At 64.9% G+C, this 19,990-nt stretch carries 12 protein-coding genes and 1 pseudogene; 5 read left to right on the top strand and 8 right to left on the bottom strand.

Translation table 11 applies throughout. The features are described 5' to 3' along the window. Window positions 1-20 precede the first annotated feature (20 nt). Window positions 21-2,435, top strand: a complete 2,415-nt coding sequence (locus tag C8J25_RS06480; RefSeq protein WP_341871522.1) for a TonB-dependent receptor — start codon at window positions 21-23, stop codon at window positions 2,433-2,435. Between the two features lie 33 nt (window positions 2,436-2,468). Here C8J25_RS06480 and C8J25_RS06485 read toward each other — a convergent pair whose 3' ends face one another. Beyond that, a complete protein-coding gene (locus C8J25_RS06485; RefSeq protein ID WP_341871523.1) occupies window positions 2,469-3,095 on the bottom strand; it encodes a glutathione S-transferase in 627 nt (208 codons plus the stop codon). 108 nt (window positions 3,096-3,203) lie between these two features. Continuing rightward, a complete protein-coding gene (locus tag C8J25_RS06490; protein WP_107953315.1) occupies window positions 3,204-5,345 on the bottom strand; it encodes a TonB-dependent siderophore receptor in 2,142 nt (713 codons plus the stop codon). A gap of 146 nt (window positions 5,346-5,491) precedes the next feature. On the opposite strand from C8J25_RS06490, the gene C8J25_RS06495 reads away from it, so the two are divergent. After that, window positions 5,492-5,833, top strand: a complete 342-nt coding sequence (locus C8J25_RS06495) for a hypothetical protein (RefSeq protein ID WP_107953316.1) — start codon at window positions 5,492-5,494, stop codon at window positions 5,831-5,833. 318 nt (window positions 5,834-6,151) lie between these two features. Here the strand turns inward: C8J25_RS06495 and C8J25_RS06500 are convergent, their stop codons facing one another. From C8J25_RS06500 to C8J25_RS06525, 6 genes are all read right to left on the bottom strand, one after another. Further along, entirely contained in the window at window positions 6,152-7,804 is a 1,653-nt protein-coding gene (locus C8J25_RS06500; RefSeq protein ID WP_208622527.1) for a Na+/H+ antiporter, read from the bottom strand. A 75-nt stretch (window positions 7,805-7,879) separates the two neighbouring features. Next, window positions 7,880-9,478, bottom strand: coding sequence for a family 43 glycosylhydrolase (locus C8J25_RS06505; protein ID WP_107953318.1), 1,599 nt, complete (start codon window positions 9,476-9,478; stop codon window positions 7,880-7,882). Then, window positions 9,475-10,893 carry a DUF885 family protein gene (locus tag C8J25_RS06510; RefSeq protein ID WP_167397676.1) on the bottom strand — a complete coding sequence of 473 codons (1,419 nt, stop codon included), beginning with the start codon at window positions 10,891-10,893 and terminating at the stop codon, window positions 9,475-9,477. The genes C8J25_RS06505 and C8J25_RS06510 overlap by 4 nt, the downstream gene beginning before the upstream one ends. A gap of 174 nt (window positions 10,894-11,067) precedes the next feature. Further along, entirely contained in the window at window positions 11,068-14,895 is a 3,828-nt protein-coding gene (locus C8J25_RS06515) for a LamG-like jellyroll fold domain-containing protein (RefSeq protein WP_107953323.1), read from the bottom strand. 102 nt (window positions 14,896-14,997) lie between these two features. Continuing rightward, a complete protein-coding gene (locus C8J25_RS06520) occupies window positions 14,998-16,314 on the bottom strand; it encodes an MFS transporter (protein ID WP_107953325.1) in 1,317 nt (438 codons plus the stop codon). 24 nt (window positions 16,315-16,338) lie between these two features. Further along, complete coding sequence (locus C8J25_RS06525; protein WP_107953328.1) at window positions 16,339-17,133, bottom strand: 2-keto-4-pentenoate hydratase; 795 nt, start codon at window positions 17,131-17,133, stop codon at window positions 16,339-16,341. A 155-nt stretch (window positions 17,134-17,288) separates the two neighbouring features. On the opposite strand from C8J25_RS06525, the gene C8J25_RS06530 reads away from it, so the two are divergent. The 3 genes and pseudogenes from C8J25_RS06530 to C8J25_RS21060 all read left to right on the top strand — a co-directional run. Then, window positions 17,289-18,326, top strand: a complete 1,038-nt coding sequence (locus C8J25_RS06530; RefSeq protein WP_107953330.1) for a LacI family DNA-binding transcriptional regulator — start codon at window positions 17,289-17,291, stop codon at window positions 18,324-18,326. Window positions 18,327-18,413: 87 nt separating this feature from the next. Then, window positions 18,414-19,856, top strand: coding sequence for a glucuronate isomerase (gene uxaC / locus C8J25_RS06535; protein WP_107953332.1), 1,443 nt, complete (start codon window positions 18,414-18,416; stop codon window positions 19,854-19,856). A 12-nt stretch (window positions 19,857-19,868) separates the two neighbouring features. Beyond that, window positions 19,869-19,990 (top strand): annotated as a pseudogene (locus C8J25_RS21060) (5-dehydro-4-deoxy-D-glucuronate isomerase); the annotation flags it as partial.

Genomic DNA, 19,990 nt, shown 5'->3' on the forward strand with positions numbered 1-19,990 from the left:
CTCGCTAGGGGTTTTCAAGAATGACGATGTTTTCTCGTACGGCCGCGCGGCTGTTGTGCGGCGCTATCGGTTTTGTCGTGGCCGGCGTGCCAGTCACCGCAACGGCGCAGTCGCTGGTTGCCAAGGACGCTGAGCCAGGCTCGCCTGCTACGGTGACCGATCCCGCCGATCCGACAACGCCGCCCGCCGGGCAGGATGATACGATCGTCGTCACCGGCGCCAACACGCGGTCGGTGACGCAGGTCAGCGGCGTCGACATGCAGAAGATCCTTCCCGGCGTCAGCCCGTTGAAGGCGCTCCAGACGCTCCCCGGCGTTACCTTCCTTACTGCCGATCCTTGGGGCAACAACGAGCAGAACATTTCGCTGTTCGTCCACGGCTTCAACGCGCAGCAGCTCGGCTACACGCTCGACGGCCTGCCACTCGGCGACCAGAATTACGGCAACTACAACGGCCTGTCGCCGCAACGTGCGATCATCTCGGAGAACGTCTCGCGCGTGACGCTGGCCAGCGGCGCAGGCGACCTCGGCACCGCATCGACCAGCAACCTCGGCGGTACGATCGATACCTTCTCGAGCGACCCCAAAAAGGACATGGGCGTCCAGGTCGACCAGACGCTCGGCAGCCATTCGACTTCGCGATTGTTCGCGCGGATCGACAGCGGCGACATGGGCAACGGCAACGCGTTCTACATTTCGGGCTCGCGGCAGAAGGCGAAGGCCTGGGATTTCAACGGTATCCAGGGCGGCTATCAGGCCAACGCCAAGTTCGTCCACGATGACAGCAACGGCAAGCTGACGCTCTATGGCGCGTTTTCGGACAAGACCGAGCCGAACGAGGATTCGACCGTCATAACGACGGCCACGCAAGCCACCGCGCCGTATGTCCGCCCGTTCGTCTATCCCAATTTCAACGCAATGCTGACCTATCTCAACTCCGGCGCATACAAGGCAGACGGTTCGAACTACCGCAATTACTACGGGGTCGCGGCACGCACCGACTATCTCGGCTACGTGAAATACGACTGGAACGTCAGCGACCGCGTGACCTTCTCGAACCAGGCCTATTATCATCGAAATGACGGCGTCGGCGTCATCGGCGGCCCGATCGACGTCGCCGGCCTGCCCAAGCTGTTCTCGTTCTACTATCCAGGCCAGAACCTGACGTCGGTGTTCGGCGGCTCGGGCCTCGCGACGCGCACCACCGAATACCGCATCGACCGCGGTGGCCTCGTCTCCACCGTCGCGCTCGATCTCGGCGCGCATCATGTCGAGTTCGGCGCCTGGTACGAGCATCAGAGTTCGTCCGCGTATCGCCGCTGGTATCCGTTCCCAGTCAACGATCCGAGCACGCCGTACCAGCGCCCGCGCGAGGAACTGACACCGCTGATCACGCAGTATCACAGCGAAGTCCGCGTCGACGAATACCAGGCGCATATCCAGGACAGCTGGAAGGTCTTGCCGACGCTCACGATCCAGGGCGGCGTCAAGAGTACGTCCCAGAATGCGTCGCAGCGCGTGCCCACGCAGCCGATCCCAGGCTCGTTCACCGGCTCGGTCGCGTTGCCGGTCGGCAAGATCGACACGCACAAATACTTCCTGCCGCAGCTTGGTGCGCTGTGGGATGCGACCGACAACGAACAGGTGTTCGTCAACGTTCAGAAGAACATCCGCCAGTTCCAGACAAGCGCAGCGGCCGGCCTGTCGCCGTTCGCACTCGGCAGCCAGGCGGCGTTCGACCTGTTCAAGCGGGACGTCGAGCCCGAGACGAGCTGGACCTATGAAGCGGGCCTGCGCTCGCATCATGCACTGAACCTTGGTCCATTGACCGGCTTCGATGGCCAGATCAGCGTCTATCACGTCGACTTCAGCGACCGCCTGCTCGGGATCAGCCCGAACCCGGTAGTGACCGCAGTCGTCAGCGGCGCGGCGATCCTCCAGAACGTCGGTGCCGTGAAGACCGACGGGTTCGACGTTGCCGGCACGTTCCGGTTCGGCTCGCACTTCTCGTTCTACGATGCGCTGTCGTATAACAACTCGCGTTACGAGGAGAACTACATCAGCGGGACGAGCGCCGTCGCCACGGCGGGCAAGAAAGTGCCGGGCAGCCCCGACTGGCTGAACAAGTTCACCGCCTCGGCCAATTACGACATCTTCGACGCGCAGCTCGTCGGCGACTATATCGGCAAGCGGTTCGCGACCTACACCAACGACCTGTCGGTGCCGGCCTACTTCACGCTGTCCGGCCGCATCGCCGCGCACGTACCGCTGTCCGAAGGGCAGGTCGTCAAGACGGCGACGGTCAGCCTCAACGTCACCAACATCACGAACAAGCGCGCCGCCTCGACGCTCAGCATCGGCGCGGCGAGTGGGACGTTCAACCAATTCCCGGTCGCACCGCGCCAAGTGTTCGGGACGATCAGCGTCGGCTTCTGACGCGGGCAGGGGCCTCGGTTTTGCCGGGGCCTCCTACTGGATCGGGAATAGCATCGGTGGATCGCCCGGTTGCCAAGGCGTTGGGCGTATCATGACCTTAGCGAACGGCGACGATGCGAGGTGCATCGCCAGCCACGCATGCAGTCGCTCGAACGGCAGGCCGTCGAAATAGGATCGATCGGTTTGCGCGAACTGACGGACGAACGGCATGATCGCGAGATCGGTCATCGACTGCGGGGTGGTGCCGAGACTGCCGCTAGCACGCAACCTCTCGTCCAGATTGCGGAGCAGCACGGTAGCCGCATCGCGGTGCTCGATCGGGTCGACGTCGTAGCGATCGGCATATTTGTAGCGGTCGAGATGGTGTTTGAAGGCGCCGTCGTTCGTCGCGATCAATCCAGCGTCGTTATCGGTTGGCCACTCGGCGTCGGGCGTACGCGCGCAGGCCCAGCGCATGATGTCGAGGCTCTGGTCGATCACCGTCCCGTCCGGCAGCACCAGCACCGGCACGGTTCCCTTGGGCGACGCGTCGAGCATTGCCGCCGGCTTATCCCGCAAGACGATCTCACGCAGTTCGACCTTACGATCGGCCGCCGCGATCGCGAGACGCGCGCGCATCGCGTAGGGGCACCGTCGGAAGCTGTAGAGGATCGGCATCATCGGACCTGCATAACCCGATCGGGCGTCCAGGTCGCCTGATCCGGAGAACAGTCGGCGCTACCGCGATCGATACCGCGGAACGGCATCGATCGCGGCAAGGCCGTCAACTCAGAAACGGTAGCCGATCGTCGCCTGCACGGTCCGGCGGTTGCCGTACCAGCACCAGTTATAGTTGGCGAAGCACGACGTCAGATACTTCTTGTCGAAGATGTTGGCACCGTTGACCGCAAGGCTAAGCCCCCGCAGCGATGGGGCGAACTTCTCCAGGTCGTAGCGGATCAGCGCATCGTAGACGGTGTAGGACGGGCTGTTGCGGCCCGCGGTTTCGTTCGGCGTGACACCAGCATAGACCTCGTCGACATGCCGGACCGCACCGCCGATCGTCAGCCCTTCGAGGCCACCACTCCGCGGCGCCCAGTCGAGATAGGCTGACGTCCCGCCACGTCCGACGGTTTCCAGCCCACGACCTACACGCGCCGGAGCATCGGCATCGCTGGTAACCTTGACGCGCTGCCGGCTGAACGCGACGCGCGCGTTGAAGCCGTAGGGCAGGGGGGCACTCCCCTCAAATTCAACACCCTGCGAACGAACGCCGCCGGTCTGCCGAGATACGCTGAAATTGGGCGTCGACGTCAGGACGTTGGTCTGGTCGATACGGAACCACGCACCGGACAACAGGATTTGCGTTCCGGGGATGCTGAACTTCGCACCGGCCTCGATCTGCTTGCCGAGCGATGGGTCTGCCAGCCCGGGCTGGCCGTTGCTCTGCGTGATCGGACTCGCTTGCTGTTCGAACGACGTCGAATAGCTGACGTACGGCGCCAGACCGAACGGCAGCGTATAGAGGGCGGCCGCACGATACGTGAATTTCTTATCGTGCTTGACACGCCCGTCCTGTTGCGCGCGTGCCCAATCCTGCCGCCCGCTCAAGACTACGCGAAGGTCGCCCAGTGCCATCTGGTCCTGTGCGTAGATGCCCTGCTGACGCTGCTGTACGTTGATCGAAAACTGGCCACCGATCTGTTCCGGGGTCGTCGGGACCGTCACCGTACCGTAGACCGGGGCAAAGCCGTTAAGGGGAGGCGCGACGCCGAACGCTGCAAGCTCGCGCGAGTGCGCGACTTGGCGGTCCACACCGAACAGGAGCGTGTGCTTGATCGGGCCGGTCTGGACGGTGCCGGTCAGCTGGTTGTCGAACGTCCAATTGTTGAGCTGCTCGCGAGTAGCGTAGGACGCGCGGCTGAAAGTCTGCTGCGTCGGGTCGGTCGTGTCGAGGCCGCCTGCGGTATAGATGAGCCCGAGCGCCGACTTCACATATTGATAGCGACCCGACGAGCGGAATGCCCAGCCACCACCGAAATCATGACGGAAGATGTAGGTGAGTGCCGCCTGCTCCCGGCTGAAGCGGTTGCCGGCCTCGCCGCCGTCGAAGCTGGTCGGCAACTTGCCGTTGGGGTTGGCGAGCAACGTACCGCTGGCCGGAAACACGCCGTAATCGCCGTTGTACGGATCATGCGAATAGGCGCCGAGCAGCGTGAAGCTGGTCGAGCTGCCCGCACCCGCCGTTACTGCGCCCGAGATCGTCTGGCGCTCGCGCTTGCCGAACTTTTGTTGCGTGTCGGCACCGTTCGCGCTGCCGTTGATCCGCCAGAGAACGCCTTCGCCGGCTCGGCCACCGATGTCGGCATCGACGCGATAAAGATCGTAGTTGCCATAGGTGCCGCTGATCGCGCCGTAGAGCGCCTGGTCGAGCGGGAGCTTGCTCGATTCTGCGACCAGGCCACCGGGGCTCGACTGGCCGTACAATACCGATGCGGGGCCCTTGATGACTTCGATCCGGTCGAGCCGCGAGACGTCCACCTGAGGCACCGCGTAGCCGGACGGGCTGCCGAACTGCTTCAACCCGTCGAGATAGACCGGGGCATCGAAGCCGCGTAGCTTGAACTGATCATAGACCTCGCCGCTTGACCCGCGCGTTTCGGGGGTGACGCCGGCGACGAACCGGAGCGCCTGGTTTAGGTTCTGCAAACTGCGTCCGGCAATGTCGTCGGCGGTGATGACAGTGATCGACTGCGGCGTCTCGGCGAGCGGCGTATCGGTCTTGGTCCCGGAGGACGCCTGGTCTCGCGGATGCTGTCCGGTCACGACGATCACGTCTGAGGCGTCTTCATGCAAAGTCTGCGCATAGCCCGGCGCGGCGGCGAAAGCCGCGGAGCCCAGCAGGATGGCGATGCCAAGACGACGTGTCATATGATTCCCTTTACGTTATCGCACCCCGCTAATGTTTTTGATAACTATTATCAATAGCCGCACTGTCACCAAGTCATATAGCGCTTGCCTCTGCGGCAATATGGCAACACCTAGCTCCGAACAGCGTAAGCAGACGGACGACTGAGATGAGCGGCAAGATACTGGCGGTGGAGATTGCGACGGCGGGGGACGTATCCTGGTTTTCCAAGCACCCAGACCGCCGACTGCGGATCCGCAATATGGTGGTAGGCGAGTTCAGCGACGTCGATGGCCAGCCCCCCGTTGGCATGGCGTGGCGGACGATCGTATTGGAAGCACAGCCGGGTGCCCGTAGCCGCCAAGCGATCGCACTTCCGATCGGTATGGATGTCGACGCGTTCGACGACGACGATCTGTTCGATCTGTTCCTGCGCGTTGCTCCGCCCGGCGCGCGGAAAATGATTGCAGCATTGCGCCAAGTTAAGTTGCCCGGCAGGCCCAAAAACTGAGTCCGTCTCGCGTGGTTCAGCGGCCCGCATACGGGAACAAATATGGGGCAAGGGGAGGCTTTCCCGTGATGGACTGCGCTTCTAACTTCGCCGCCGCCTGCTAGCTTGAGTGATAGTGACGCGCTGCCGAAGGGCGCTGCGTCCTCGGTGCCCTGCCCGGATACGAGAGTGTCGCACGGACGGGCGGGGCACCTCGTTCATTTCTAATTCACCTTCGAACGGCATATCGCGAAGTAGAGGCATCGCCCAAGTAACGCGTACCTTCAGCGCCCCGTCGGTTTCAGTCACACGGACGGACGGGGCGCTATTTCACTCCGGTTAAGCCAAGCCCTGCCGCGACAACCGCGCATCGATCAGGTCGAGTTCGCGCCCGAGTTGCTCCGCCAGTTCTACCCCGATCTCCCGGCGCCGAGCTAGGTCGAAGATCGCGTTGCGCTCCGCCCGCACCGCCGCAAGCCGCATGTCCCGTTCGATCTTGACGTCGCCCTGCCGCGCGCGGTCCTCCGGCCGCGACGACAGGCTGTCGATGCGTTCGCGGTATTGGTCCATCAAGCGCGCCGCGACATCGGTGAAACGGTCCGGATCGTCGCGCCCCTCGGCCATCCGATGTTGGACGCGGTCGAGTTCGGCGATCGCGGCGTTGGCAGCGACCAGCCGCGCCTGATCGCGCGCGGCACCAATGCCGGTTTCGGGCGGCAGGCTGAGGCCCCGCAGCAGCAACGGCAGCGCGACGGCGGCAATGACCAGCGACGACAGGATGACGCCCGACGCAAGGAAGATAACGAGATCGCGCGCCGGGAAGGGCGTACCGTCGGCGAGGCTCAACGGCAGCGTAAGCGCGCCTGCCAAGGTGATGGCACCACGCGCGCCGGCGCACGACATCGCCGCAATGATGCGCCGTGGTGGGCTTTCGCCCGCGGTCGTATCGTTGCGCCGCCGTGCTCGAAGAAGCGTGAACTGAAGTGAAACCCAGACCCAGCCGTAGCGAAGGATCGCCAACCCGGCGACGACGGCAATGACATAGACGGCCAACCACCACGGGCTGACATGCCCGGTCGACGTAACAGTGTCTCGGGCGCGAACGAACACTTCGGGCAGTTGCTCGCCGAGCAGCACGAAGATCACGCCGTTCAGGGTGAACTGGAGCATGTCCCACACCGCGCGCCTGCGGATGCGCGTTCCGGCGGCGACCGCTGTGGTCGCGTCCGTGAAGGTCATCGCGATACCCGCGGCGGCGGCGGCGAGGACGCCAGACGCGTGGATGTGTTCGGCCAGTAGATAGGCGGCGAACGGGATCAGCAGGCTGACGAGGATGTTCGATCCGGCTTCGTCACCGAACCGTCGTGCGAAGGCGCTCTTGGTCGCGACGATGCCGAGCGCGACGCCGACACCGATCGCAACCCCGGCGACCGCCATCCACGCGAAGGTCGCGGCGGCATCGGCGAACGAGAAGGTACCGGTCAGTACGGCGGCGATCGCAAAGCGGACGCAGACCAGGCCGGACGCGTCGTTCAGCAACGCCTCGCCTTCAAGGATGTGCATCATCCGCTTCGGGATCGGTGCGTTCTGGGCGACCGCGGAGACGGCGATGGGATCGGTCGGCGACACTACCGCTGCGAGTGCGAACGCGACGCCGAGCGGCATCGCCGGGATCAGCCAGTGCACGAACAAGCCCATGCCCAGCACGGTGAGGAAGACGAGCCCCAATGCGAGCCCCAACACCGCTCCGCGATCGCGAAACAGTTCGTCCTTCGGAATGCGCCAGCCATCGAGGAACAGGAGCGGCGGCACGAGCAGCAGGAAGAAAAGTTCGGGATCCAATTCGACCCGGACGTGCGCGACCATGCCGATCAAGGCGCCAAGCGCGATCTGCACCAGCGGCCGGGGCAGCGCCGAGGGCAGCATGCGCGAGACGATGCCGCTCACCACGACGGCGAGCAACAGGAACAGGCACAAGGTCACAATCTGCAAACCGGACTCCCCGAGGATTTGGACGCGCGGCAGGCACGCAGACGCGCGATCTAGAGGACCGGCGAGTATCCGGTATCAGATAGCAGAGAACCGGAAATTTCGGAAGCGCGCTGCACCTTTTCCCGCCGCGTACAGTCCCGGTCGCAGCATCAGGAAACCGCCGCGAACATTGTGGTGGTAGCCCGACACCTCCATCCCGCGATCGAACCGGTGCCACGTTCGGCCGCCGTCGCCGCTGGTGTCGTACGTGACGATATGCCGATCGTTGGTCACGCGGATCCGCATCGAACGGCCATGCGGGTTCGTGGGACGGCCACGTTCGGCGCCATATTGGTGAGTAACGAACCGATCGCCGTCGAAGCCGAGACCGCAATAGAGCTTGTCGTCGTAGAACAGGATCAACCCGGCGGTGGCGCCGGGATCGATCGCGACATCGCATTCGAATTGGTAGCGCGTGTCGCCGGCGATCAGCAGCAGCGGCGAGGAGTCGACGGGCGCACTACCGCTGGCGGCGAGCGTCAGGGTTTTGCCGGAGACAGACGCGCGTTTCGCCTCGTCGGGGCGGGGGCGGAAGAAGCTCCATTTCGTCCCGAGCGCGAGGGTCTCGAAATTGTCCGAGAGTATCTGGCCATGCGGGACTGCGGTGCCACCTTTCGGTTTCGCAAGCGGCTTCGACAGATCGCCGCCCTTCATCCGGAACCAGCCATCGGCGGTCCACTCCACGGGATCGAGCAGCGTCTGGCGTCCGAGCGTCCAATAGCCGTTCTCGAACCCGTGATAGAGTGCCCACCAGTCGCCTGCCGGCCCTTCGACGAGCGAGGCGTGACCCCGCGACCACCAGCGTTCGGCGGTGTCGGTGGTGCGGACAATCGGGTTGGCGGGACAATCCTGCCAAGGGCCGTGGATCGACCGGGATCGCGCGGCGATCACCATGTGGCCGGTCGGGGGCCCAGCGGTGCCGCCAACCGCGGTAATGAGGTAGAACCAGCCGCCGTGGCGGACGATCTTGGGCCCCTCCGGCGAGAACCCCTCGACAATCCAGTCCTCGGGATAGCGCCACGGATCATAGACGTGCTCGACCGCGCCGACCGTCGACAGGCCGTCGGCGGCGAGGCGGATACGGTCGCCGCCCGAGAGGAAGAGCCAGCGGCTGCCATCCTCGCCGACGATGTGGCACGGGTCGATATGCTTGTGCAGGCCGAGATCGACGGGATCGCTCCACGGGCCCTCGATGCGGTCAGCGTGGATCACCCAGATCGAATTCGGTTCGGCTTTCACGGGAATGTAGAGGAAATAGCGGCCGTCATGCTTCTCGAGGCTGACCGCCCAGACGGATCCGATGTTGCGCGTGAGGGCTGGGCCCACCGGTTGCCAGTTCACCAGATCGCGCGAGTGCCAGATGACGAGCCCCGGATAGGAATCGAAACTGGAGAAGGTCATGTAATAGTCCGACCCGTCCTTGAGGATCGCAGGATCGGGCCGATCGCCGGCCATCACTGGATTGAGGAAGCGGCCGTCGCCCAGATCGGCGATCCGCTGGTTATCCAGACCGCGACGCCAATCGGGGGCGGCGGGCGTAGTCTTGGCTGCGGTACGGGCAGGCGCCTCGCCGGGGACGAGCAACGCGCCGGCTGCGCCGAGCGTGGTGAAGGCATCGCGTCGCGTGAAAGTCATGATCGGACCTTTCGGATGTCATCGGTGCGCTGGCGACCGTGGACGAGCAGCGCGGTGTGATACGCGACCGGAGGTTTACCGCGCGCGGTATCGGCGATCGTGAGCCACGCCATCGCCTCGGCGACACGCGTGGCTGGTTCGAGCGGGATGCGCGCGAGTTCGACGTCGAACGGCGCGAAATACGCGGGTTCGCCCTGCCATTCGACGAGGCGCTCGCGGGCTTGTTCGATCGACCAGTCGTGGAGGTGGATACCGAGATCAACGAGTGCGCGGGCGACGCGGAACAGGAGCCAGTGAATGTGGCCGAGCGCGTCGTGCGGATCGGTGAAGGCGCCGGCCCGTTCGGCGACCTGCTCGGCGTAGATGCCCCAGCCTTCGACGAAGGCCGACGCGTAGTCGATGCGGAGCGGATGGGGCGGGGTGGCGCCTTCCAGACCGAGCTGGATCATGTGGCCGGGAAGGAGTTCGTGCCCGACGACGCTGGGAAGAGTCCATCTGGGGCGGCGGCGGATGTCCTTGAGGTCGACGATGTAGGCGCCGGGGCGGGTCGGGGTCGGGACTTCGCGGTAACCGGCGCGGCCGCTAGCGATCTCTTGCGCGGATAAGGGGCGGGCGCTGGCGTTCAGGCACCATGCTGGGAGTTGGCCGAACCCCGCCGGGATATGGGTGCGGGCGGTGGCGAGCATGCGGTTCATGTCGTCGATCGCGTCTGTTCGGCCGGCGTCGGTATCGGGGTAGAGATAGCGCTCGTCCCGCCAGAGCTGCTCGTAGCGTGCCGCGACCGTGCCTTTCGGTGCGCCGATCCGGTCGAACAGGCGCGTGGCGCGGGCATGGAGACGGTTCAGCTCGACGAAGAGTCGGCGTTCGGCAAAGGCTGGCGTCATGGTACCGAGCGAGCGTTGGAGTTGCAGCGCGTACCAGTCCGCCCCGCCCCGGAGCCGTCCGACGCCCGGGGAGGAAGGGGCGGTGTCGCGGAGACTTTCGAGCGCGGCTATCTGCCGGTCGATCGCCGGGTTCGTGGGGACGGTTCGAAGCGCTCCAGCCGTGCGGTCGAGAGACAGGTGGGGAAGGATGATGCCGGCTTCGGCGTCGGCGAGGATTGCGGCTGTGTCCGCGTCGATTTTGGTGGCATCGGGACGTGCCGCCTTCCAGGCGCCGGTCGTCGGGGTGACGCGGTAGGGGCTACGTCCGGTGCGGCCGAAGGCGGACCGGGCGATAACGGCGTCGATCGCGAGACCCGCGCGCGCGGTCATCAGGTCGAGGCGGTCGCCCGGTCGCAAGGACTGCGCGTCGAAGGGGGCGAGCAGTTGGAGTGCGTCTTCTGGATCGGTCGCTGCGGCTGCGTCGAGGGCTTGGCGTAGAGACGTGGTGGATTGTGCGTGGATCTTTGCGGGGACGAAGGCTGCGGAAGCCAATCCGGTAAGCACCGTTCGGCGGTTTGGAGTCATCCTACACACTTCCGTTCGCGCTGAGCGGAGTCGAAGGGTGCGCCCCAAGGTAGGTGCGCTTCGAGTTCGCTCGGCACGAACGAGATGGGGGTGGGCCCACGCCGGGGGTCAGGTGACGGGAGAAGCGTCATTACGCGTGCGTCATCGCGGCAACGCCACGCGGTTGTTGGCCTGGGTGATCTCCGGCTCATCTCCGGCGAGCGCTATGCGAACGGCCAGAGCCGCGGGATCGACGCGAGACGGGATCGCGAGCTTCACGATTGCGGTCTTCGGCCGAAGATCGAGCGGGGCTGCTAGCGGGGAAATGCTCGCAGTGGCGACGATGTTGCCCGTCGCATCGACCAGTTCCGCACGGCCGCCTTTCGCGTCCTTCGCGCCGAGGCTGTGGACGATCACCGTTACGCTCCGGCCCTTCACGACAACGTCGTCCGTGCCGATGCCGAGGTCGGCGCGCTCGTCCACTGGCGCGCCGGCCTCGACCAACGCGAAGTCGAACACCGTCGTGCCGGGTGCGAACGTGACCTCGGTGCTCGCGCTGCGTTCGAGTGTCATGGTCCGCGCAGCCCCGATCGGCGCGATCGTCTTGCCCCCGTCGGTGCTGCTCGAAGCCTGCATTGACCAGCGGCCAGCGGTGACGGTCCAGGTCGACATCGCCGCTTGCTGGGCGTGGTCGGTAGTATTGTACGCAATCACGCGGAACCTGGTGGGTGTGGCGCCCGGCAGCAGGATCGCGACGCGCTCGGCCGCGCCCGGCTCGGCGAAGCGCCAGCTCACAGTGTTGCCCGGCCAGCTCTGGTTGCGGCGGAGCGCAACGCCCCCGAGGCGTTCGCGTTGTAGAATCTCGCTCGGCTGGTCGACGCGGTCGCTCCACCAATGGCCTTCGGTGTACATGTCCATGTGATGCGACTTGTCGGCGATCGCGTCGGCGTGGAGCGCTTCCAAGGGGGCGGTGTCGCCCGTCGCGGCCCAGGCGGTGTAGCGGGAGAACGGGTCCTCAGACTTGGTCGCTGCCAGCTTGGTGCGCGCTGCGGCACCGCCGGGAAGCGCGTCGAACGCGTTCTCGTTGAACTCGGCCAGCGCGCCGGGACCGGCCTTCGCGAGGCGGGATTCGATCGGACGGAGGTATTTCGCATCTCCGGTGTAGCGCCATGCGGCCCAGGTCGCCTGTAGCGAGGTGGTGATGCCACCGCCGTCGCCGGTACGCTCGGCATCGGTGCGCCAGTTGATCTCGTTGGGATAGCTCCAGCTGCCTTCCGGGCCTTGCTTGCCGTGTGCCATCCAGCCGTCGATCACGCCGGTGACGAGACCGCGCGCGAGCGGGTTGGCGTTGTAGAGGCCGACGAGCATCGGGCCGTGCATGACGGTGAAGGCATAGGGTTTCTGCCATTCCCACGCGCCTTCGCGGTACATTTTCCGCCCGCCATACCAGTTGCTGGCGAAGTGCATGTGACCGGCTGGGTTCTCGAGGATCACGGTTTGCAGAGCGCGCGTGTTGTCCATCAGGCGCTCGACCGCCTTGGGTTCGCCCCAGTTGAGGTAGAGGCGCTCGGCGTTGCTGTTCAGGCCCTCCTCGTACGCGTGGAGCTCGTCGGCGGTGATATAGCCGAGCCCGTTCACGATCATGCCGTTCTTGTAGACCGCGTCGGACAACGCGCGGAGCGAAGCGTTGATCTTGTCGGGCTCGACACCCATCAGCGCTAGGCCGGGCCATTGCTGCGTCAGGTCGGTGTCGTCGGAAAGGCCGCCGCCGAAATCGCCATAGGGGACCTGGCGCTCGTCGATCCACCACGTGACGAACTGGCGGACGCGCTTGAGGTCTTCGAGTTGGCGGAAGGCCCATAGGGGGACGCCGGCGGGGGCGATCGGTTGGGCGAAGGTCGGCAGGTTTTCGGGGCGATAGTTTATGTCGGCCCAGTATGCGCGGGCGCGCGCATTGTCGGGGTCGACGCGGAGCAGGTCGGAAATGTCGGCGAACAGGCGCTGGTAGAGGCCGGCGCGCTTCGAGGCGGTGTGTTCCTCGACGAGGAAGCCCCAATTGTCCTTCACCTGCGCCATGCGGTCGGCGATGTGTTCGGGCAGGGCGGCGGTGCGGGGTTTGAAGACGAGGCGGATCTTGGCACCGTTCAACGCGGTGGCGTCGAACTCCGGGGCGGCGCTGGCGATCGTAAGATAGAGGCTGTCGTTCGGCAGGATGCGGTCTCGCAGGTCGAGCCAGAGCGTGCGCGCTTCGTTCGGGCGGACCGAGACGGAGAGGTCGATCATGTCGCGGCCGGGCCAGATCGGGTCCTTCACGCGGATGTTGAGCGCGATCAGGCCGGCGGCGTTGGGCTTGGCTTTCAGCGCCGGGATGTCGAGGGCGATGCCGTCGAGGCCGTCGTTGAGGTTCTGCCAGCCGTAATCGAACGCGCGGGCTAGCGGGCGGTCGGGGAGCGCGTCGCCGAAGCTTGCCGGGATCAGGATATGGACGATCGGCGCGGCGTCCGTGCGGCGGACCGGGGCGCCGGATGCGCCGCCGTTGCCGGCGCCGACGGCCGCCTTCAGGCCGGCGGAAGGCATCGCGACGACGGTGCTGCGCTCGTCGGGGGCGAACCGGCCGGTGATGTAGGCGTTCAGGGGCGCGAGTGCTGCGAGGTTCGGCGAGGCAGCGGCATCGATGGTGTAGGAGAGCTTGAAGCTGCCGGTCGGTTCCGAGCCCGCGCCGATGTCGTAGGCCCAGAGTTCCTGGATCGGCTGCTCCTGCACCGTGTTGGTGAAGCTGAGCGTGCCGCCGGTGCGGGGGGGGAACTGATCTACGCTTCGGACCGTGCCTTGCGGGCGGGTGGCGAGCAGGGAGGTCTTGCCGTCATCGCTCCAGTCGAGGCGGCCGAACGCCGCGCCGCGAATTTCGACACGATTGACGCGTTCGTTCGGTGGGATCGTCAGGGCGTAGCGCTTGCCGCCTTCAACATAGGTGTTCCAGTCGGGCAGTTCGAAATAATCGTCGCGGCCGGACAGGCGGGAGCGGTTGTAGACGCCGGGCCAAGTCGTCTCGGCGATGCCGTCGACGCCCTTCCACATCCATTCCTTGAGGTCTTTCGCGTCGGCGAACTCGACTTTCCGGACTCGGGTGACGGAGGTGTCTAGGACGGGCGGGGCAGCCTTGTCCCAGCCGTAGCGGTGGAGCCACGCGGTGCGCTTTTCGGTGGGTTCGGTCGTGGGGGCGGGGGATGGTTCGCGCTTGTCGGCGAGTGCTGCGACGTCGGTGGCGGGCAGCAGGCGGTCATAGACGCGGATCTCGTCGAGGTCTGAGCCGCGCATGAAATTGTAGCGGCTCTGGACCTGGTGCGGCGACATGACACGGCCGGCGAGACCGAACTGGTCAAGGCCGCTGTCGAGGTCGGCCTTCTGGTCCTTCCGTGCAACCAGCTTGCCGTTCACGAAGAGTTGCACGCCGACGGTCTCGTCCCAAGCGAAGGCGATGTGTGACCAAGCGTCAGCGGCTGGCGCTTGCGGAATCGTCCAAGAGACGCGAATGCGCGAGAGGTTGGCGTCGGTGACGAAGGCGTCGAAGCCATGGCCGTTCCAGTCGATCCGCAGGAACGCCATGTCCCAGCTCGAATGGTCGGCGAACCCGGTGCGGAAGATCACGAACGGGGCTTCGCCGACGGGGGTGCGGGCACGCCAGAAGAAAGCGAGCGTGCCACGGTCCGCGCGAATGTTGCCGGGAGCTTTCCAGGCGACATAGCCATCGTCCGCCCAACGTGCGGCACCGCCGATCGCACCATCCGGCGTGATGTCGACGCCGCTGCGGAAGTTGGGGACGGGGTCGCCGGTGGCGTAGTCGGCGGTGAGGCTCTTGTCGGCGGACGCGCGGAAGAGGAGGCCAGTCGCGTCCTGCGCGGCGGCGGACGCGATGCTGGCAAAAGCCAGTGCAAGAACGGACGCCGTGGTGAAACGCTTCACTGCTCTCTCCTGGGGGCCAATCGGCATTGAGCGACTTGGCAAAGTGTTCGTCGTCCTAAGCTTGTTCTCCCGCGAAGGCGGGAGCCCAGTCTGGGCTCCCGCCTTCGCGGGAGAACAAGGGGCGGGGGGTCAGCCCGCGTCCACTCTCGCCAGGCGCGGCGACAGCAGGTGCACGACGGTGATCGCAATCAAATACGTGCTGCCGGCGACAGCGAAGATCAGCGTGTAGCTTCCCGTCGTTTGCAAGACGTAGCCGGTGAACTTGGCCATCATCATGCCGCCGATCGCGCCGACCGTGCCGCCGATCCCGACCACCGACCCGACCGCGCCACGCGGGAACATGTCCGATGGGATCGTGTAGAGGTTCGCCGAGAACGCCTGGTGCGCGGCCGTCGCCAGTCCGACGATGCCGACCGCAAGCCAGAGATTGTCGACATATTGCGCGAAGAAGATCGGCATAACCAGGAACGCGCACGCGAGCATCGTAATCTTCCGTGCGAAATTGGCGGAATGGCCGCGCTTCATAAGCTTCGAGGACGACCAGCCGCCCGCAACGCTGCCAACATCGGAGAGAAGGTAGATCGCGACGAGCGGCGGTCCAAAGCTCTTGAGATCGAGATGATAGGTCTTGGCGAGGAAATCCGGCGTCCAGAACAGGAACAGCCACCAGATCGGATCGATCAGGAACTTACCCAGAGCGTACGCCCAGGTCTCGCGGTAGCCGAGCAGCTTGAGCCAGCCGATCTTCTTGGCAGGATCCGCCGGATCGCTCTCGATATGCGCAAGCTCGGCAGGCGACAGCTTCGCCACCTCGCGTGGACGGCGATAGATCGCGATCCAGGCGACCAGCCAGATCAAGCTGATCGCACCGGTGATGATGAACGCCATCCGCCAGCCGAACGCGATCGTGATGATCGGCACGATCAGCGGCGTGATCACCGCGCCGATATTGGCGCCCGCGTTGAACACGCCGGTCGCAAACGCGCGCTCCTTGGCGGGGAACCACTCCGAGACAGCCTTGATCCCCGCGGGGAAGTTGCCTGCCTCGCCCAGGCCGAGCACAACGCGTGCAGCGGAAAACTGGAACGCGTTGCCCGCAAACCCGCACAGCGTATGGCCGAGCGTCCAGATCACGAACGCCACCGAATAGCCGATCCGCGCCCCAAGCACGTCGACGATCCGGCCGAAGCTCAGATAGCCGATCGCATAGGCCGCCTGGAACCAGAAGATCACGTCGGCGTAAGTCGTCTCGTTCCAGCCGAGTTCGGCGGAAATCGTCGGCTTCAACACGCCGATCATCTGGCGATCGACATAGTTTATCGCAGTCGCCGCAAACAACAGGCTGCAGATCAGCCAGCGATACCGCCCGATCTTGCCCCCTATGCCCGCGTCGCCGCTCCCGGCAGTACCTGCTGAGCCTACCTCCGGCATGTTTAAGCTCGCCATTGGGCTTTCTCCTAAACGAAGCCTCTAGCGGGCCTTGATGGTGCAGTGGACGGCGAACCGTCCGTCAAAACGTGCCTCCACCCGATCGTCGATCGTGACCGGATGGACGCCGGTGACCGCGCCCGTCGAAACCCATTGTCCCGGCAACAATGCGATGCCGCGCGCGGCCATATGCTCGAGCAGATAGCGCACCGCACCGAACGGGCCATCGAGCATCGTTGCACTCGTAGCGGCCCCGATCAAGGCATCGTTGATCCACAGTTCGACGGGCCACTCATTGATGTCACCCTCGCGCCATCCTTCCGCATCCGCACCCACGACTAGCCCATTATTGTTGCCAAAATCGGACACCGTGACAGTCGGACCAAGTGCGTTGATGCCCGGGAAGGGCGAACTGGCAATCTCAATTCCGACATGCACCGCGTCGATCATCGCGCGTGCCTCGTCCACCGTATAGCGCAGCTTGGCGGGATCGGGCGCCGTACCGATCCGCAACAGGAATTCAGCCTCGGCGGCAGCAAAACCTTGCGCAAAGACCGGCATCGCGACCGGTTCCACCCCGGCCAACGCGACTTCGTCCGCGAAGATCGGCCCGGTCAGGCGGTCGACGCCGTCGAGCGGCGGATTAATCCGGCCGACTTTCCATCCGGCGATGAAACCTTCGACAAGGCGCAACGCCTCGTCCTGTACAGCGTACCCCTCGGCAAGTGTCGTCGGAACATTTCCCGGGAATTCCGCAAGGGAAGTCCCGATGCGGCGTGCCTCGACGAACGTCCGGGCGATGCGGCTGATATTCTCGGTCGTGTCCGGCTGTACCACCAAGAACCCCTCCTATGTATTCGCAGTGATCTGCGTTTCTCGGAGCGTATGGGAAACCGGTGTCATTGACAAGCGCATTGGCGGGCTCTCGTGTCATGGACGTTCAATGTGGGGCGTGACTAGTCGGCTCGCGATCACCGAGCTATGCCCACGCGATGCAGAAAACCGGTCAGCCAACGATCAACGACGTGGCGCGGATCGCGGCCGTGTCCAAGAAAACCGTGAGCCGCGTCATCAACCGGTCGCCGCTCCTCAACGACGATACGCGCAAGCGGGTCGAGGATGTCATCGCCGAGCTCGGTTATATTCCCAATCCGCAGGCGCGGGCGCTAGCGCTGCGGCGGAACTTCCTGATCGGTCTGGTTCACGACAACCCGAATGCGCAGACCGTGCTCAACGTGCAGCAGGGCATGCTGGAGGCGTTGCACGGGACCGAATTCGAGATGGTCGTCCGCCCGCTCGATCGTGGGTCGGCAACGATGCTCGACGATCTTCGGCATTTTCTCGAACGGCAGCGCCTGTTCGGGGTGCTGTTGATGCCACCGGTCAGCGAGAATGATTCCGTCGCGAAACTCTGCGAATCGATCGGCTGTCGGTACGTCCGGATGGGCTCTGCGGTAATCGACGATACCGACCACATGGTTGCATCGAACGACCGTGAGGCGGTGCGGGCAGCGACCGAATATCTGATCGAGCAGGGACATAGGCGGATAGGCCTAGTCGCCGGGCCGCACGGATTCCGGTCGGCCCGTGAGCGACGCTTGGGATTCGAGGACGCGCTGGCTGCGGCGGGGATCGCCCTGCCTCGCAGCATGATCGCGGACGGTAACTACACGTTCGAGTCGGGACTGGTGGCGGCGGAGCGGTTGCTCGACGTCATGCCGCGACCCACCGCAATCTTCTCGTCGAACGATGAAATGGCGGCGGGGATCATTCACGCCGCGCGGCAACGTGGCCTGGAAATCCCGCGCGACCTGTCGATCATCGGCTTTGACGACACGCCGATCGCCGCGCATGTCTGGCCGCCGCTGACGACGGTGCGGTGGCCGATCGCGTCAATGGCACGCTCCGCTGCGTTGAAGTTGATCGCCGGAGCGGACGATGGCAGCGATCTGGTTGAGGAACCCTCGCTGTTCCTCTCGACGCTGATCCGGCGCGCGTCGGTTTCCCCTCCCGCTGACATCGAGGCTTGAGAAGAGAGCCGAAGGCAGTTGCGCATTATCCTGACACCGGTTACCTAATTGACCGAGGATCGCGTCAAGCGGCAAGGAGGATGGACGATGGCAAGGGCTCTGGAACTGCATCCGGACCGCCTTTTTCCGGCGGAACCGACGACGCGTGCGATCGCGCGGGCGCTGTACGCGGAGGTGGGTGGTCTGCCGATCGTCAGTCCGCATGGGCATACCGATCCGACCTGGTTCGCGGACAATGCCAACTGGACCGACGCGACCTCATTGCTACTCGCGCCAGACCATTATCTTTACCGGATGCTCTACAGTCAGGGCGTCGACCTCGATGGGCTGGCGATCCCGCGACTGAGCGGCGTGCCCGCGACCGATCCGCGCTCGGCGTGGAAGCTGTTCGCCGAACACTATACGCTGTTCCATGGGACGCCGTCGCGCCTGTGGCTCGATCATGTGTTTGCCGATGTTTTCGGGATCGCCGTCGCGCTCGAAGCGTCGACCGCGGACCGGTATTTCGATATTATAGGCGAGAAGCTCGCCTCCGACGCCTTCCGACCGCGCGCTCTGTTCGACCGGTTCGGGATCGAGTTTCTGGCAACCACCGAGGGTGCGCATGACGACCTCGCTGCCCACAAGCGCATCCGTCAGTCGGGTTGGAACGGGCGCGTCGTCACGACCTATCGCCCGGACGGCGTGATCGACGTCGAGCATGAGGCGTTCAAACCGGCGATGGCGCGCTTTGCCGAACTGACCGGCGAGGACGTGTACGACTGGAAGGGGTATCTCGCCGCACACCGCAAGCGCCGCGCCGACTTCCGTGCGGCAGGGGCCACGGCGACCGACCACGGTCATCCGACCGCCGCGACCGCGAACCTGTCGAGCGTCGAGGCGGAGGCGCTGTTCGCCAAGGTGACGCGCGGCGACTGGACGCCGGCGGACGCCGAACTGTTCCGCGCGCAGATGCTGACCGAGATGGCGGCGATGTCAGTCGAGGACGGCATGGTGATGCAGATCCATCCGGGATCGTCGCGCAATCACAACGCCGGCCTGTTCGCGAGCCATGGCCGTGACAAGGGCGCCGACATCCCGACGCGGACCGACTACGTGCATGCGCTGAAGCCGTTGCTCGATCGGTTCGGAACCAGCACGGAGCTGTCGATCATTCTCTTCACGCTCGACGAAAGTTCGTATGCGCGCGAACTGGCGCCGCTTGCCGGGCATTATCCGTGCCTGAAGCTCGGGCCGTCCTGGTGGTTCCACGACAGTCCCGAGGGGATGCGCCGGTTCCGCGAGATGACGACCGAGACCGCGGGCTTCTACAACACCGTCGGCTTCAACGACGACACGCGGGCGTTCCTCTCGATCCCGGCGCGGCACGATGTCGCGCGGCGGATCGATTGCGGGTTCCTCGCGCGACTGGTGGCGGAACACCGGCTTGCCGACTGGGAAGCGGCCGAACTCGCGCACGAACTCACGAACGGCCTCGTCCGCCTCGCCTACCGTATCGACGAACCCCATTTTGCCGCGCAAGCGGCCTGACCGGAGCTAATTATGTACGACCGCACGTATTACGCCACGCATCCCGACATGATGGAGTGCGTTTCCAACGACGAACTGCGCGACCGGTATCTGATTCAGGACCTGTTCCGCGACGGCGAGTGCGTGCTCAACTA

This window comes from Sphingomonas faeni (genome assembly GCF_003053745.1).
GTDB lineage: Bacteria > Pseudomonadota > Alphaproteobacteria > Sphingomonadales > Sphingomonadaceae > Sphingomonas > Sphingomonas faeni.